General features: G+C 72.8%; 13 protein-coding genes and 1 pseudogene. 8 read left to right on the top strand and 6 right to left on the bottom strand.

Going from position 1 to position 15,740, the window contains the following annotated elements; all coding sequences use genetic code 11:
- Positions 1-10: 10 nt before the first annotated feature.
- Genes GH723_RS11550 through GH723_RS11540 form a run of 3 tightly spaced genes read right to left on the bottom strand, consistent with a single transcriptional unit; the run spans position 11 to position 2,955 of the window.
- A complete protein-coding gene (locus GH723_RS11550; protein ID WP_153759786.1) occupies positions 11-1,018 on the bottom strand; it encodes an LLM class F420-dependent oxidoreductase in 1,008 nt (335 codons plus the stop codon).
- A 30-nt stretch (positions 1,019-1,048) separates the two neighbouring features.
- A complete protein-coding gene (locus GH723_RS11545) occupies positions 1,049-1,927 on the bottom strand; it encodes a proteasome assembly chaperone family protein (protein WP_153759785.1) in 879 nt (292 codons plus the stop codon).
- The gene (locus tag GH723_RS11540; protein WP_229022795.1) at positions 1,924-2,955 is read right to left on the bottom strand and encodes a phosphotransferase family protein; all 1,032 of its coding nucleotides are present in this window, start codon (positions 2,953-2,955) and stop codon (positions 1,924-1,926) included. Before GH723_RS11540 ends, GH723_RS11545 begins: the two co-directional genes overlap by 4 nt.
- A gap of 93 nt (positions 2,956-3,048) precedes the next feature.
- Here GH723_RS11540 and GH723_RS11535 point away from each other — a divergent pair, with 93 nt between their 5' ends.
- The 3 genes and pseudogenes from GH723_RS11535 to GH723_RS18855 form a co-directional block, all read left to right on the top strand.
- On the top strand, positions 3,049-3,756 hold the full coding sequence (locus GH723_RS11535; RefSeq protein ID WP_153759784.1) for a tetratricopeptide repeat protein: 708 nt from the start codon (positions 3,049-3,051) through the stop codon (positions 3,754-3,756).
- A gap of 120 nt (positions 3,757-3,876) precedes the next feature.
- A complete protein-coding gene (locus GH723_RS11530) occupies positions 3,877-4,590 on the top strand; it encodes a ComEA family DNA-binding protein (protein ID WP_153759783.1) in 714 nt (237 codons plus the stop codon).
- A gap of 187 nt (positions 4,591-4,777) precedes the next feature.
- Positions 4,778-5,926, top strand: a pseudogene (locus GH723_RS18855) (ComEC/Rec2 family competence protein); the annotation flags it as partial.
- Positions 5,927-6,356: 430 nt separating this feature from the next.
- Here GH723_RS18855 and GH723_RS18850 read toward each other — a convergent pair.
- Positions 6,357-7,694, bottom strand: a complete 1,338-nt coding sequence (locus tag GH723_RS18850; protein WP_229022794.1) for an MFS transporter — start codon at positions 7,692-7,694, stop codon at positions 6,357-6,359.
- A 55-nt stretch (positions 7,695-7,749) separates the two neighbouring features.
- Here GH723_RS18850 and folP point away from each other — a divergent pair, with 55 nt between their 5' ends.
- On the top strand, positions 7,750-8,577 hold the full coding sequence (folP, locus tag GH723_RS11515) for a dihydropteroate synthase (RefSeq protein ID WP_195210264.1): 828 nt from the start codon (positions 7,750-7,752) through the stop codon (positions 8,575-8,577).
- The gene (holA, locus tag GH723_RS11510; protein WP_153759779.1) at positions 8,574-9,587 is read left to right on the top strand and encodes a DNA polymerase III subunit delta; all 1,014 of its coding nucleotides are present in this window, start codon (positions 8,574-8,576) and stop codon (positions 9,585-9,587) included. The genes folP and holA overlap by 4 nt, the downstream gene beginning before the upstream one ends.
- A gap of 84 nt (positions 9,588-9,671) precedes the next feature.
- Here holA and rpsT read toward each other — a convergent pair whose 3' ends face one another.
- On the bottom strand, positions 9,672-9,941 hold the full coding sequence (gene rpsT / locus GH723_RS11505; RefSeq protein ID WP_153759778.1) for a 30S ribosomal protein S20: 270 nt from the start codon (positions 9,939-9,941) through the stop codon (positions 9,672-9,674).
- 152 nt (positions 9,942-10,093) lie between these two features.
- Between rpsT and lepA the strand changes: the two genes are divergently transcribed.
- Entirely contained in the window at positions 10,094-11,878 is a 1,785-nt protein-coding gene (lepA, locus tag GH723_RS11500) for a translation elongation factor 4 (RefSeq protein WP_153759777.1), read from the top strand.
- Positions 11,879-11,901: 23 nt separating this feature from the next.
- Here lepA and GH723_RS11495 read toward each other — a convergent pair whose 3' ends face one another.
- Complete coding sequence (locus GH723_RS11495) at positions 11,902-13,245, bottom strand: HNH endonuclease (RefSeq protein ID WP_153759776.1); 1,344 nt, start codon at positions 13,243-13,245, stop codon at positions 11,902-11,904.
- Positions 13,246-13,417: 172 nt separating this feature from the next.
- Between GH723_RS11495 and GH723_RS11490 the strand changes: the two genes are divergently transcribed.
- Together GH723_RS11490 and GH723_RS11485 are read left to right on the top strand one after the other, a co-directional pair.
- A complete protein-coding gene (locus GH723_RS11490; protein WP_153759775.1) occupies positions 13,418-14,383 on the top strand; it encodes an oxidoreductase in 966 nt (321 codons plus the stop codon).
- Positions 14,380-15,732, top strand: coding sequence for a cryptochrome/photolyase family protein (locus GH723_RS11485; protein ID WP_153759774.1), 1,353 nt, complete (start codon positions 14,380-14,382; stop codon positions 15,730-15,732). The genes GH723_RS11490 and GH723_RS11485 overlap by 4 nt, the downstream gene beginning before the upstream one ends.
- Positions 15,733-15,740 lie beyond the last annotated feature (8 nt).

The following is a 15,740-nucleotide window of genomic DNA, read 5'->3' as shown; positions in this document are numbered from 1 at the left end:
TCCTGTGCCGCTACGACCTGCGCAGCTCCTCGATCACGGGCAGCCAGGTGTCGGGGTCCGACTCGTAGGGGGCGTAGAAGCTGATGCGGTCGACGACGTCGCCGTAGCGGCCCTTCAGCCCCGCCGCGACCTGCGACGGTTCGGCCACGACGGCGAAGGTCCCGAGGATCTCGTCGTCGATCAGCGTGCCCATCCGGGCCCACTCGCCCTGCTTCGACAGGGTGTTGAGCTCGGTCTGCAGGTCGCCCCAGCCGTGGTGCTCGAGCACGCCGCGGTAGGCGGGGGTCGAGCCGTAGAACGCGATCTGGCGACGGGTCGCGTCGGCGGACGCGGCCATGGCCTCCTCGGTCGCCCCGGTGACCACGAACGCGGGGAACGAGATCTCGAAGTCGGCCCGGGCCCGTCCGCCTGCCGCCATGCCCTCCTCGAGCGCCGGCAGGGTGACCTCGCGCAGGTAGGACTCGGTCGTGAAGCCGTGGACCAGGAACCCGTCGCACACCTCGCCGGCCACCTTCGTCATCAGCGGGCCGACACCGGCGATGAAGATCTTGGCGTCGCCGTGCGGGTTGGGGCCCGGATCGAAGAAGGGCGTCATGAGCGTGTGGGTGTAGAAGTCCCCACGGAAGTCGAGCCTCGTGCCGTTGTTCCAGGTGTCCCAGATGGCGCGGATGGCGAGGACCATCTCCCGCATGCGCGGCGCGGGGTGCGACCACGGCATCGAGAAGCGCTTGGTGATGTGCGACTTGATCTGGGAGCCGAGGCCGAGGATGAACCGACCGCCGGAGAACCGCTGCAGGTCGTACGCCGTCTGGGCGAGCGTCATCGGGTTCCGGGCGAACGCCACCGCGATCGACGTGCCCAGCTCGATGCGCTCGGTGTGCTCGGCGCCGAGGAGCAGCGGCAGGAACGGGTCCTGGCTCGTCTCGGCGGTCCACACGCCGTCGTAGCCGGCCGCCTCGGCCGCGGCCGCGCCCTGCGCGGCCTGGGTGACGCTTCCGATGTTGCCGTCGACCTTCATGGGGCCGGACGCTATCCCAGCGCCTCGACCTCAGCCGTCCTGGTCGCGCAGGAACCGCTCGATCTCCCCGGCCAGCTCCTCGCCGCTCGGCAGGTCGACCTCGGTCGCCGGCCGGTCGACGAGGTGCCCGGCACGCTCGTCGGCTTGTGCCTCCAGCTGCCGCAGCAGCTGGAGGTGCTCGGCGCTGTCGGCGACCAGGTCGTCGAGGCGGGCCCGGACCGCGGCCGCTTCCTCGGCGAGCGAGCCGGTCGGGAACCAGAGGTTGCCGAGCTCGTTGACCTTCTCGACGAGCACCAGCGCCGCGGCGGGATAGGGCATGCCGGATGCGTAGTGGGGGACCTGGGCCCAGAGCCCGACGGCGGGCAGGCCGACGTCGCGGCAGCGGTCCTCGATCGCGGCGTGGATCCCGGCAGGGACGTCGACCGTGGTGCGGATGCCGCCGACCTGCTCGACGAGCAGCGGATCGGTGGCGGTGGAGGCGAGCAGCGGTGGCCGGGTGTGCGGCACGGCGGCGGGGTAGGCACCGAGGCCGAGCACGCTGCGCGTGCCGAGCTCGAGCGCGAGGTCGACGACCGCCCCGGCGACCGCACGCCAGTGGTGGTCGGGCTCCGCTCCGGTGAGGACGAGCACGTCGTTGCCGCGCGCGTCGGACAGCGCGAGGAGGCGGATGCTCGGCCAGGTCAGCCCGGTGTTCATGCCGGCCTCGATGTGCATGATCGGCCGCCGGGCCCGGTGGTCGAGCAGCGTGTCGGCGTCGAAGGTGGCGACCTCGGTGGTCTCGGCCTCGTCGAGCAGCGCGGCGGCGGCGCGCGACGCGGCACCGCCGGCGTCGATCCAGCCCTCGAGCGCCAGCACGAGCACCGGCGACTCGACGTCGGGGTGCTGGTGGTAGTCGTAGAGGTCGGTCATGCCAGCTCCAGGTGGCGGCGGGCGGACTCGGCGTAGTGCTCGACCTGGCTCTTGAAGACCTCGAACTGGGCGGGGTCGGACGTGCCCATCGAACCGCCGAGGTAGCGGGCGTAGACGCCCTCGACTATGCACGCGAGCTTCCAGTACCCGAACGCCACGTAGACGGGGAGGTTCGACACGTCACGGCCCGAGGCGGCGGCGTACCTGTCGACGAGCTCCTGGCGGTTCGGGAACCCGGGCAGCGCGGTGGCGGGGGAGAGGAGGCCCGACGCGTCGTCCTCCGGATCGGCCCAGTAGACCATCAGGAGGCCGAGGTCGGCGAGGGGGTCGCCGAGGGTGCAGATCTCCCAGTCGAGCACCGCGACCACGTCGCCCTCCGGGGAGACGAGGCAGTTGTCGAGCCGGTAGTCGCCGTGGACGATCGTCGCCCCGTGCTGGGGCGGCAGGTGGGCCACGAGGTGGTCGTGCACCTCGTCGACCGCAGGGAGCTCCCGCGTCTTCGAGCTGTTCCACTGCCCGTACCAGCGCTTCAGCTGCCGGGCGAGGTAGTCCTCCTTGCGGCCGAGGTCGCCCAGGCCCACGGCGTCCACGTCCACGGCGTGGATGCGCGCCATCGTGTCGACGAGCGACTCGCCCGCAGCGCGGCGCTGCTCCGGCGTGAGCTGCTCGCCGACCTCGGCGGCGCGGATCACCAGGCCGTCGACGAAGTCCATGACGTAGAACGGCGCCCCGTTGACCGCCTCGTCGGTGCAGAGCCCGACCGTGGGTGCGACGGGGACGTCGGTCGGGGCCAGGGCCGAGATGATGCGGTGCTCGCGCCCCATGTCGTGGGCGGTCGCCAGGACCTGCCCGAGCGGCGGCCGGCGCAGCACCCACCGGCGCCCGTCCTGGTCCGTGACCTTGTAGGTGAGGTTGGAGTGCCCACCGGCGATCAGGTCGAACGTCAGCGGCGGCTCGACCGCAGGAGCGTGCGCCCGGAACCACTCCGTCACCTGCTCGGTCTGGATGCCCTTCACGTCCTCGCTCACCCGGATCTCCTGTCGCGGCGCGTCCCCCGGCGGGCAGATGCCCTCCCCGCCGGGAGGATAGGGGCACGCAGCCGACGTCCGTATCCTGGCGGCATGGTCATCGACGTCACCGACGCCACCTTCGAGTCCGACGTGCTCGACCGGTCGGTCACGACACCCGTCGTGGTCGACCTGTGGGCCCCCTGGTGCGGGCCGTGCCGCACCCTCGGACCGATCATCGAGAAGGTCGTCGACGGGACCGAGGGCAAGGTCGTGCTCGCCAAGGTCAACGTCGACGAGAACCCCGAGATCTCGACCGCGTTCCGGGTTCAGGGCATCCCGGCGGTCTACGCGGTCAAGGACCGCAACGTCGTGGACGGGTTCGTCGGCGCCCAGGGCGAGGCCGCCGTGGCGGCGTTCGTCCACGGCCTCCTGCCGTCGGAGGAGGAGACCGAGATCGATCGCCTGATCGCCGCTGGCGACGAGGACTCGCTGCGCGCCGCCCTCGAGCTTGATCCCGGGCACGAGGGTGCCGTCGTGGCCCTCGCCGAGCTGCTGGTGGGTTCGGACCGCTCCGAGGAGGCGCTCGAGCTCCTCGCCCGGGTGCCCGACACGCCGGAGGTCCGGCGGGTGGCCGCCCTGGCCCGCACCGGCGGCGCCCCGGAGGGCGACGACGTGGACGCCAAGCTGGCCGCGCTCCTCGACCAGGTGAAGGACGACGACGCCGCCCGCCAGGAGTTCGTCGACATCCTCGAGGTGCTCGGCCCCGACGACCCGCGCACGGCCGTCTACCGCCGGCAGCTCGCCGCACGCCTCTACTGACCCGGCCGAGCATCCACCGCCGCCCCTGTTCCCCGCTCGGGTGAGCCGGTAGCCTGACGCCTCGACGTCCGCGTCGACCTTCCCCCACGTCGCTGTCTCGCGCTTCGTGGAGGGTCCGCCGTGTCGTCGCCGCTGCCGCCGTCCCCCGGGACGGGGCCGTCGTCAGCCCGAGAGCTGGTCGTCGAGGTCGCCGACCGCCTCGGCGCGTCGGTGGTCGCCGTCGTCGGTGGGACGGTCGCCGTCCTCCTGGTGGCGGTGGCCGTGGTCGTCGCCTGGCGACGCGACGAGCCGCCTCCGCCCGAGATCTCCATCCCGTACGCCGCCGCGGACGACCGCTCCGAGGCGCCGGAGGGCGGCTCCACCACGACCGTGCCCGCCGAGGTCACGGTGCACGTCGCCGGCGCGGTGCAGCGACCGGGGGTGTACGTCCTCCCGGAACCGGCGCGGGTGGGCGACCTGCTCGCCGCCGCGGGCGGGCCGCTGCCCGACGCCGACCTCGACCGGCTGAACCTCGCGGCGCCGGCCGCGGACGGGAGCCGCCTGTTCGTCCCCCTCCGCGGCCAACCCGAGGTTCCGGCCGTGCTCGGCCCCGACGGCGGCGTGCCCCTCGCCGGCACGTCCGGGGACGGCGCCGACGCGAAGGTCGACGTCAACCGAGCCGACGCCACCGCGCTCGAGGCCCTCCCGGGTGTGGGGCCGGCCACGGCCAGTGCCATCGTGGCGCACCGCGAGGAGCACGGCCCGTTCCGCCGGGTCGACGATCTCCTCGAGGTCCGGGGCATCGGCGAGGCCAAGCTCGAGGCCATCCGCGACCTGGTGGTGGTCGGTGGGTGACCGCACCGCGGCCACGCTCCTCCTGGCCGCCGCAGCGGCGTGGTGCGGCGCGCTCGTCGCGTCGCCGGTGCCGCTGGGGCTCGGTGCGGCTCTGGCCGCGGCGGCCGTGCTCGTGGCCCGGGCGACGTGGGGCCGGGCCCTCGCGACCGTCCTCGGCGTCGTGGCCGTCGGGTTGCTGACGACGACGATGGCGGACCGGGCGGAGTCCGGCGCCGCTCCGATCGAGCCACGGTCCCACACGGGCACCGTGACGCTCCTCTCGGACCCTGAGCGGTTCGGGCCGTCCGTGCGCGCCGACGTCCGCGTCGGCGGTGCACGGGTCGAGGCGTGGGCCCGTGGCTCGGCGGCGGCCCGCCTCGGACCGCGGCTCGCCGGCGAGCGGGTCGTGGTCGTCGGGACGCTCGCACCGCCACCTCCCGATGCACCGTGGCTCCGCGTTCGCCACGTGCGCGGTCGCATGACGATCCACGAGGTGGAGGGGTGGTCGCCCGGGCACCTGCCCTCCCGCGCGGCCAACGGGCTCCGCCGCACCCTCGATGCCGGCGCGTCGTCGATGGGGGACGCGGCGCGGTCGCTGTTCCTGGGGCTGGTCCTCGGCGACGACCGTGGTCAGACCCCTCAGGTCGTCGACGACTTCCGCGGCTCGGGGTTGTCGCACCTCCTCGCCGTGTCCGGGTCGAACGTGGCGTTCGTGCTGGCGCTGGCCGCACCGCTGCTCGCCGGCACCACGATCCCGCGACGGCTCGTGGCGACCCTGCTGCTGCTCGGCTTCTTCGCGCTCCTCACCCGCTTCGAACCGTCGGTGCTGCGGGCCACGGTGATGGCCGGGTCGAGCGCCGTCGCCGTCGCGGCCGGCCGGGCAGCGGACGCGCGGCGCATCCTGCCGCTCGCGGTGGTCCTCCTGCTGCTCGTCGACCCGTTCCTCGCTCGTTCTCTGGCCTTCCGCCTCTCGACGGCGGCATCGGCCGGCATCATCTGGTGGAGCGGCCGCCTGGCGCTCGCGCTGCCCGGACCGCGGCCGGTGGCGGCGGCCCTCGCCGTCACCGGCGCGGCGCAGCTCGCCGTGGCGCCGTTCCTCCTCTCGGCGTTCGGCCCGATGCCGGTGGCATCGCTCCCCGCGAACCTGCTGGCCGGTCCAGCGGCCGGGCTCACCGTCGTGTGGGGGCTGCCGGCGGGCCTCCTCGCCGGCCTCGTCGGCCCACCCCTCGACGCCGTGCTGCACCTGCCCACCCGCCTCGCCGTCGGCTGGATCCAGCTCGTGGCCGAGCGCGCCGCCGCGCTCCCGCTGGGCGAGCTCACGGCGCGCCACGTCGTGGTCGTCGCCGGCGCGGCCGCCGTGCTGGCGGCGGCGAGGGGCCACGGTCGCAGCCTCGCCGGCGTCGTGCTCGCCGTGGCCCTCGTGCACCCGGGCTGGGTCGCCCAGCGCGCGGGGGACCGGACGGCGGCACTGGGCCCGGGTGCCACCCTCCACATCGCCGAGGGGGCGGTCGTCGTCGTGCTCGACGCCGACGTGCGCGTCGACGCGCTGCTCGAGGGTCTGCGACGCCAGGGCGTGGGCGAGATCGACGTCGTCGTCGCCCGTCACGGCGGCGCTCGTGCGGCCGAAGCCGTCGCGGTCCTCCACGATCGCGCCCGGCCGCGACTCGTCCTCGCTCCCGAGGGTCACAGGATCCCCGGCGGTGCGGTGCCCGCAGCCGACAGCCGCGTGCTGGTCGGGGCGCTGACCATCGAGGTCGCCGACACCTCCCCGCAGCTGGAGGTGACGGTCAGCTCGGTGCCGGTGCCACGACCTCGGGGGCCTCCGCCGGCGGAGGTGCCGTCCTGGTGGGTCGCCGGGCGAAGAGCAGCAGCACGGCGGCCGTGGCGTTCATCGCCGCCACGGCGTAGAACGCGCCGTCGTAGTTGCCGACCTGGTCGAAGTACCACGACGCGAGGAGCGGGGCACCGGCTCCGATCACCAGGGAGAACGGCATCGCGGCGCTGCGCACCGCGCCGAGGTGCCGTCGGCCGAAGAACGTCGCCCAGATCACCTCTTGGAGGGGGATGAGCCCACCCCATCCGAGTCCGAGCAGGAAGAACCCGAGGTAGGCGCCCTGGTCGAACCCGGCGCGCACGCTGCTCGTCAGGATCACCATCGACGCGCCGGTCACCGCCGCGCCGAGCGACGCCAGCTTGTTCGGCGGGTACCGGTCCATCAGGAAGCCCCACGCCGGCTTCGAGAGCAGCGCCGGTACGGAGGCGAGCGTGATCATGAACGAGGCCGTGGAGCGGTCGTAGCCCGCGTCGGTCATGAACGGCACCGTCTGCAGCAGCATCACGCCGATGGTCACGACGAACATGCCGAACGCCACGACCAGGAGGTAGAAGGCCGAGGTCCGCAGGGCCTCGCGCGCGGTCAGCGACTCGGCGAGGTCCACGCGCGCCCGCTCGCCGTCCTCGCCGGCGGCCTGCTCGGCGGAGGCGCCGTCCGGGTTCAGCCCGTGGTCCTCCGGGGCCCGCCGCATGACGAGCGCCGCGGGGACGAGCAGCACGAGCGCACCCACGGCGAGGCCGCGCCACGCCACGCGCCAGCCCCACGCGTCGATCATCGCCGTCGCCAGGGGGGTGAGGGCCACGCCGGCGAGCGAGACGCCCATCGAGGCCCATCCGACCGCCCGTCCCCGCAGCACGACGAACCACTTGGAGAGCGTGACGTTCACAACCAGGTTCCCCGTCATCGCCGCGCCGGTCGACGCGGCGATGCCGTAGACGAGGAGCCACTGCCAGAGCACGTCGATCGCACTGAGGGCGACCATCGAGGTGGCGAGCACGGCGGTGCCGACGAGCATCAGGCGGCGCCCGCCGTTCCGGTCCACGTGGGCGCCGATGAACACCCCGCACCCCGCGAGGACCACCTGGCCGATCGTGCGGGCGAGCGTGAACTCCGAGCGGGACCAGCCGAGGTCCTCGGTCATCGGTTCGAGGAACGGACCGAGGATGTAGTTCCCCGCACCCATGGACACGAACTGGGCGACCAGTGCCGCGACGACCAGGTAGTACCCGTAGTAGATGCGCTGCTCCGGTTCCGTCGTCGACGGTTCGGGCACCGCGGTGAGCTCGGCCAACGTGTCCCCCCGGAGTCGGCGTGGCCGGCACGCTACCCCGTGTAGCGTCCGACCGGTGGAGCTCTGGCTCGGCGAACACCGCTTCGACATCACCCATCGCGCCGTCGTCATGGGCATCCTCAACCGGACGCCCGACTCGTTCTACGACAAGGGCAGCTACTGGGCCTTCGACGACTTCCTCCGCAAGGCCGACACCCTCGTCGCCGACGGCGCCGACTTCCTCGACGTCGGCGGGGTGAAGGCCGGTCCGGGTGAGGAGGTGGGGGAGGACGAGGAGCTCGAGCGGGTGGTCCCCGCGGTCGAGGCCCTCCACGCCCGCTTCGACCTCCCGCTGTCGGTCGACACGTGGCGGAGCAGCGTGATCCGGGAGGCGATCGCCGCCGGCGCGGTCGTCGGCAACGACATCTCCGGCTTCGGCGATCCCGACTACCTGCCGACGTGCGCCGCCGGGGGCGCCTCCGTGGTCGCCACCCACATCCGGCTCGCTCCCCGGGTGGCCGACCCGAACCCGGAGTACGACGACGTGGTCGCCGACGTGCGGGCGTTCCTCGCCGAGCGGGCCCGGCGCGCGGTCGACGCCGGCATCCCGCCCCAGCGCGTGATGGTCGACGCCGGGCTCGACCTCGGCAAGACCGAGGCGCAGTCGCTCGAGCTGCTGCGGCACAGCGACTCGCTCGCGGACCTCGGCCACCCCGTCTTCCTCTCCGCCTCCAACAAGCGCTTCCTCGCCCACCTCCTCGACACCGACGTGACCCAGGTCGGGTACGGCACGCTCGGCGCCCACGTGCTCGGTGTGATGCTCGGCTGCCGGGTCCTGCGCGCCCACGACGTGAAGGCCACCCGCCGCGCCGCCGACGTGGCCGCGGCGCTCCTCGCGGCATGAGCACCCCCGTGTTCCTCGTCAAGGGCGACGACGCCATCCTCGTGGCCGACGAGGTGCGTCGCATCGTCGACGAGCTCGTCGGCGACGGCGACCGCTCCCTCCTCGTCGACGAGCTCGACGAGGAGCGCTACCTCGCCGGCGACGGCGCGCACATCAGCCCCCTCGTCGACGCGGCGCAGACACCTCCGTTCCTCACCGATCGACGGATCGTCGTCGGCCGGCACCTCGCCCGGTTCACCACCGCCGAGTCGGTGGCACCGCTGGTCGCGTACCTGGACGACCCGTTGCCCACGACCTCGTTGGTCCTGGTGTGGGACAAGGGCCCGAAGTTCACCGGCCGTGCCGCTGTCCCCAAGAGCCTGAACGACGCGCTGAAGCGGGCAGGGGCGACGGTCGTCGCCACCGACGTGCCGGCCAACGCCAAGGGTCGTGACGCGTGGCTGAAGGAGCACCTCCACGCGTCGCCGGTGCACCTGGACGCCCGCGCCCAGAAGGTCCTGGCCGAGCGGCTCGGGGAGGACCTCAACCGGGTCGGCGCGATCCTCGGCGTGCTCGAGAGCACCTACGGTCCCGGTGCGAAGGTCGGCGTCGCCGAGCTGGAGCCCTTCGTCGGCGAGGCCGGCGGGGTCCCCCCGTGGGAGCTCACCGACGCCATCTCCGCTGGCGACATCGCCACCGCGCTCGATCGGCTCCGCCGGATGATCGAGGGCGGTGATCGCCACGCCCTCCAGATCATGGCCACCCTGCACCGCCACGTGGCCGGCCTGATGAAGCTCGACGGCTCCGGCGTCCGCTCCCGCGACGAGGCGGCGAAGCTGCTCGGGATGGCGCCGTTCCCCGCCGAGAAGCTGATGCGCCTGGCTCGCACCCTCGGCTCGGACCGCATCCGCCAGCAGGTGCTGCTCCTCGCCGAGGCGGACCTCGATCTCCGCGGCGCCAAGGAGTGGGACGACGAGCTGGTCCTCGAGGTCCTGGTCGCTCGCCTGGCCCGGCTCAGCTCCACCCGCTGAGGGTTTCGAGCGAGCTCCGGGCGCGACACGACCCCGCACCGGGCGGGGTCGTGGTCGACGGAGCGGCCGCTGCGGGCCGGTGGGCTACTCGCCGGCGGAGAGCTTGGCGAGGCGCTTGGTGAGGCGGGACTTCTTGCGGTTGGCGGCGTTCTTGTGGAGGACGCCCTTGGCCGCGGCCTGGTCGATGCGCTTGATCGCCAGGCGGTAGGTCGCCTCGGCGTCCTCGGCTCCGTTGGTCGCCGCGGTCTCGGCCTTCTTCTGGCGCGTCTTCAGCTCGGCGCGCACGGCCTTGTTGCGGAGGCGGCGCTTCTCGTTCTGACGGTTGCGCTTCTTCTGTGATGCGATGTTCGCCACGAGGTGTCCTGTGTCGGCGGGGGTGGGCGCGAGCGGGCCGCTCGGCCTCTGTGGAACCGTGCGATGATAGCGACACCGGGCGGCCCTGCCACAACTCCGGGGTCCGGACCGGTCGGAGGCCCCCGCCCCGCTCGGTATCGTCTGCGGTGCCCATGGACCTGTCGCGCCTCCGCAACGTCTCGATCATCGCCCACATCGACCACGGCAAGTCGACCCTCGCCGACCGGATCCTCGAGATCTGCGGTGCCGTCGACGCCCGGGAGATGCGCGAGCAGTACCTCGACTCGATGGACCTCGAGCGCGAGCGGGGCATCACGATCAAGCTCCAGAGCGTCCGGCTCGACTACCGGGACCACGTCATCAACCTGATCGACACGCCCGGCCACGTCGACTTCGGCTACGAGGTCTCCCGTTCGCTCGCCGCGTGCGAGGGCGTGATCCTCCTCGTCGACGCCTCGCAGGGGATCGAGGCCCAGACCCTGGCCAACTGCTTCCTCGCACTCGAGCACGACCTCGAGATCGTGGCGGCGCTCAACAAGATCGACCTGCCGGCGGCCGACCCGGACCTCTACGCCGGCGAGATCGAGCGGGTGCTCGGCATCCCCGCCGACGAGGTGCTCCGCATCAGCGCCAAGACCGGCGACGGTGTCCCGGAGTTGCTCGACGCGGTGGTCGAGCGGATCCCCGCCCCGGTCGGCGACCTCGATGCTCCGCTGCAGGCGTTGATCTTCGACTCCCACTTCGACCAGTACCGCGGCGTGGTCTCGTCGGTGCGTGTCGTGAACGGCGAGCTGGCCACCGACGCCAAGGTGCGCTTCATGCAGGCCGGCACGGTGCACGAGGCCAACGAGGTCGGTGTCCGGCGCCCCGAACCCACCGCGGTGAAGAGCCTCGGACCGGGCGAGGTCGGCTACCTCATCGCCGGGATCAAGGACGTCGGCGAGGCCCGCTCCGGCGAGACGGTCACGTCGGCGTCGAAGCCGGCGCCCTCGGCGCTCGAGGGCTACCAGGAGCCGAAGCCGATGGTCTTCTGCGGCCTCTACCCGGTCGAGGGGGACGAGTTCTCCGACCTGCGTGACGCCCTCGAGAAGCTGCGTCTGAACGACGCCAGCTTCACCTACGTCCCCGAGACGTCCGGGGCGCTGGGCTTCGGCTTCCGCTGCGGCTTCCTCGGCCTGCTGCACATGGAGATCGTCCGTGAGCGCCTGGAGCGCGAGTTCGATCTGAGCCTCATCGCCACGGCGCCGTCGGTGGAGTACCGCGTCATCCGCACCGGGGGAGAGGTCGTGGAGATCGACAACCCGAGCGAGATGCCGTCGCCGGGTGAGATGGAGGGGATCGAGGAGCCGTACCTCAAGATCACCATTCTCACCCCGTCGACCTACACCGGCACCGTCATGGAGCTGTGCCAGGGCAAGCGCGGGGTGATGAAGAACCTCGAGTACCTGTCGCCCGAGCGGGTCGAGCTGCAGTACGAGATCCCGCTGGCGGAGGTCGTCATGGACTTCTTCGACCAGCTGAAGAGCCGCACCCAGGGCTACGCCAGCCTCGACTACGACCCCATCGGCTACCAGGCCTCGCAGCTGTCGAAGGTCGACATCCTCCTGCACGGCGACCCCGTCGACGCCTTCAGCATGATCGTGCACAAGGACTTCGCCTACGACTACGGGCGCAAGATGTGCGAGAAGCTGAAGGAGCTCATCCCTCGCCAGCAGTTCGACGTGCCGATCCAGGCCGCCATCGGCGGCAAGATCATCGCCCGCCAGACCGTGAAGGCGTTCCGCAAGGATGTCACCGAGAAGCTCTACGGCGGCGACATCACCCGGAAGAACAAGCTCCTCCAGAAGCAGAAGGCCGGCAAGAAGCGCATGAAGTCGATCGGGCGCGTCGACATCCCGCAGGAGGCCTTCATCTCCGCCCTGAAGCTCGACGACTGAGAGCGTCCGCATCACGCCCGCGGTCATGCGGGTGGTGTGGTGGGTGTGCGGTCGGGGCGGTGGATGGTCCAGGTGCCGTCGGGTGCGCGGGTGGGGTGCCAGCCGTGGTTCTTGAGCCGGTTGTGGGTGTCGCAGAGGACGGCGGCGTTGGCTTGGTCTGTGGGTCCGCCTCGGCTCGCGTCGATGGTGTGGTCGATCTGCAGGTCGCGTCGTCGGTGGCAGCCGTTCCAGATGCAGCGGAGGCCGTCGGGGTGGGCGAGGGTGTTGGTGAGCTCGGGGGCCTCGCGGGCCGAGCCGGTGAAGAGGCGGCGGCGGCGTCCGAGGTCGATCACGTTGGAGTTCGAGTCGATGATCACGCGGCGGACCTGGCCGGCCAGTGCCGCGGCGACCACGTCGGACGGTGCGAGGGGCACCCCCGACACGGTGCGGCACACGCGCGGGCCGGTCGTCCGCGGCACCTGCGGGGCTTCAGCCGGCTCGCCGCCGGTGAGGGCGGTCTCGAAGGTGTGCAGGTCGACGACGATGTTGACCAGCGGCACCGCCGTACTGGTCACCGCAGCGCGGGCGCGGGCGCGGGCGAAGATCGCGGCGAGGGCGTCGGCGCCGCGTTGTGCGGCGGTGCGGGGCAGGTCGGCGTCGGTGGCGGCGTCGCCGAGCCGGGCGCGGGCGTCGGCCCAGTCGGCGAGGAGCTCGGCACGGGCGAACCACTCGACGGTCTCGGCGACGGCGGCGCCCTGCAGGTTGCCGAACCCGCCGGTGAGGGTGAACCCGCCGTCGTAGTTCTCCACCACCGACCCGTTGCGTCGTGCGTGGGACGTCTCGGCGTCGTGTTCGGTGCCGTCGACATCGACGAGACGTTCCCACTCCCGCAACCACCGACAGAACCCGTCGTGGGAGTGGTCCCGTGCCATCTCCACGATCACGTCCTCGATCACCGGCAACAGGTCCACGACACGCGGGTTGCGGGCCACCCGTGCCACCGCGCGCACATGGGCGGTCGGGACCTCCCCCGCGGCGTGCGCCGCGGCCAGCGCCGGCAGGTCCCGCAGCACCCGGGCGCAGTGCACCCGAGCCCGCGCCTCGCCGCGCGGCAACCGGCCGAGGTGGCGCACCGCCACCGCCGCGGAGGCCAACCCGTCGACCGCGAACGCCTGCGACTCGTCCAGGTGCCCCGCCAGCTGATCGGTCACGGCGTCGAGGCGGCGGCGCAGGACCTCCACGTCACGCACCAGACCCATCTCCGACCGCGCATCCAACGCATCGAGATCCACCGCCCCGAGCAGATCCACCGCCCGCGCCAACGCCGACAGCGCCACACCCGGACCCACCGGACCCACATCCGCTTCCCCGACATCGAGCAGCACCACCGGCGCCACCTCCCACTCGCCATCGCCGCACACAGGCCGACACCGACGCCGGCGAACGAGGCGACCGGACCCGGGGAAGAACGACCCGACCACCTGCACCCCAGCCTATGCAGGGGGTGTGACACTGGACCGGGGTCGGTTCGATGACGTCGATGCAGGGGAGAGGGCACCCGTGGGCGAGAACTGGACCGAAGAGGACATCCCCGACCTGAGCGGCCGCGTGGCCGTGGTGACCGGCGGGAACGGCGGGTTGGGGCTCGAGACCGTGCGGGCGCTGGCCACCCACGGGGCGCACGTCGTCATGGCGGCGCGGAACCTCGAGAAGGCCACGAGCGCCTGCCGGGCCATCGAGGACGCCCACCCTGGTGCTCGGATCGAGATCGTGCCGCTCGACCTCGCCGACCTGTCGTCGGTCGCGGCGGCGGCCACGACCATCGCAGCGCACGAACGCGTCGACCTCCTCGTCAACAACGCCGGGATCATGGGGGTGCCCGAGCGGCGGACGGTCCAGGGCATCGAGCTGCAGTTCGGCACGAACCACGTCGGGCACTTCGCCCTCACGGCATCTCTCATGCCGCTGCTCCTCGCTGCGCCGGCCGCTCGGGTCGTGACGGTCACCTCCGTCGCCCGCCACGTCGGCCGTCCTGTCCGTCGCGATCGCGACCTCGACGCCGGCCGGTACGACCCGTGGGGCAGCTACGGGCGGTCGAAGCTCGCCAACCTGCTGTTCGCCGTCGAGCTCCACCGGCGGCTGGCCACGGCCCACGCGCCGGTGGCCAGCCTCGCGGCGCACCCGGGTCTCACCAACAGCGAGCTGCAGGCCACGAGCGTGGTGGAGTCCGGTGGCGGTCTGAGCCAGCGGTTCTGGCACCTGCTGGCCCGCACCTCTGGCATGACCACCAGGGAGGGCGCGGCGCCGCAGCTGCGCGCCGCCACCGATCCGCAGGCTGCGTCCGGCGAGCTCTACGGGCCGCGGTGGCTCGTGCGGGGCGACGCCGTCCGGCTCCCGCTCGTCCGAGCGGCCATGGATCGCGGCGAGGGGCGCGAGCTGTGGGACGTGTCGGAGGAGCTGGCCGGTGCGACCTTCGACGTCGCCGCACTGGTCGCCGCCGCACGCCGGGACCGAGGAGAGGTGTGACGCGCCCCACCGTCATGTGGTTCCGACGGGACCTGCGCCTCGCGGACAACCCTGCGCTGGCCGAGGCGGCGCGCCGCGGGCAGGTCCTCCCTCTGTTCGTGATCGACCCCGCTCTGTGGGAGCCGGCCGGGGCGAACCGTCGCTGGTTCCTCCTCGGCTGCCTCGACGCCCTCTCCGCCGATCTCGATGGTCGCCTCGTCGTGCGCGTCGGCGATCCCGTGGAGGTGGTGCCGTCCGCCGCACGAGAGGTCGACGCGTCCGCCGTCGTCTGCGCCGCGGATCACGGCCCCTACGGGCGCCGCCGGGACGAGGAGGTCGAGCGCGTGCTCGACGGCGACGAGGTCCCGCTCGAGCGGATCGGCTCCGCCTACGCCGTCGAGCCGGGCACGGTGGTCAACCGCACCGACGCGCCGTACAAGGTGTTCACGCCGTTCTACCGGGCGTGGCGCGACGTCGGGTGGCCGGATCCGGTGCAGCGCCCGAGGTCCCTCGAGGCGGTCACCGGCATCGCCTCGGACCCGCTGCCCGACCGGCCCGACGTCGCGGCCGACCTGCCGGAGCCCGGCGAGGCGGCGGCCCGCCGTCGGCTGGACACGTTCCTCCGGCACCGCGTGGAGCGGTACGGGGAGCTGCGGGACGAGCCGGCGCAGGACGCCACGTCCCGCCTGTCGCCCTACCTCAAGTGGGGCTGCCTGCACCCTCGGCAGATCCTCCACCGACTCGGTCGCACCGAGGGGGAGGAGACGTTCCGGTCCGAGGTGGCGTGGCGGGAGTTCTACGCCGACGTCCTCCTCGACCGCCCGGACACGACGCGACGGGCGTACCAGGAGAAGATGCGCCGGATGCGTGTCGACGCCGGACGACGGGCCGACGAGCGCTTCGCGGCGTGGGCCGAGGGGCGCACCGGCTACCCGCTCGTCGATGCCGGGATGCGCCAGCTGCTCGGTGAGGGATGGGTGCACAACCGGGTCCGCATGGTCGTCGCGAGCTTCCTCGTGAAGGACCTGCACGTCGACTGGTCCCGTGGCGCTCACCACTTCATGCAGCACCTGGTGGACGGCGACCTGGCGTCCAACACGCACGGATGGCAGTGGGTAGCCGGCACCGGCACCGATGCCGCGCCGTTCTTCCGGATCTTCAACCCGGTCTCCCAGTCGAAGAAGTTCGACCCCGACGGCGACTACATCCGGCGGTGGGTGCCCGAGCTGGCGCACCTGGACCGCCGGCGGATCCACGAGCCGTGGACGGCCCCGGCCGACCTGTTCGGCGACGCCGACTACCCGGAGCCGATCGTCGACCACGCCGCGGAGCGGGAGGAGGCGCTGGCCCGCTACGACGAGGTCCGCTGATCGGGGGG

Source organism: Actinomarinicola tropica (assembly GCF_009650215.1).
Lineage (GTDB): Bacteria > Actinomycetota > Acidimicrobiia > Acidimicrobiales > SKKL01 > Actinomarinicola > Actinomarinicola tropica.
Note: the sequence above shows the minus strand (reverse complement) of the source record. Positions and strands in the feature narration are given on the sequence as shown.

Excerpts from the sequence above, each read along its gene's own strand:
- holA (WP_153759779.1), top strand. The coding sequence starts at position 8,574 with ATGAGCACCCCCGTGTTCCTCGTCAAGGGCGACGACGCCATCCTCGTG.
- GH723_RS11545 (WP_153759785.1), bottom strand. The coding sequence starts at position 1,927 with ATGACCGACCTCTACGACTACCACCAGCACCCCGACGTCGAGTCGCCG.
- lepA (WP_153759777.1), top strand. The coding sequence starts at position 10,094 with ATGGACCTGTCGCGCCTCCGCAACGTCTCGATCATCGCCCACATCGAC.
- GH723_RS11535 (WP_153759784.1), top strand. The coding sequence starts at position 3,049 with ATGGTCATCGACGTCACCGACGCCACCTTCGAGTCCGACGTGCTCGAC.
- GH723_RS11550 (WP_153759786.1), bottom strand. The coding sequence starts at position 1,018 with ATGAAGGTCGACGGCAACATCGGAAGCGTCACCCAGGCCGCGCAGGGC.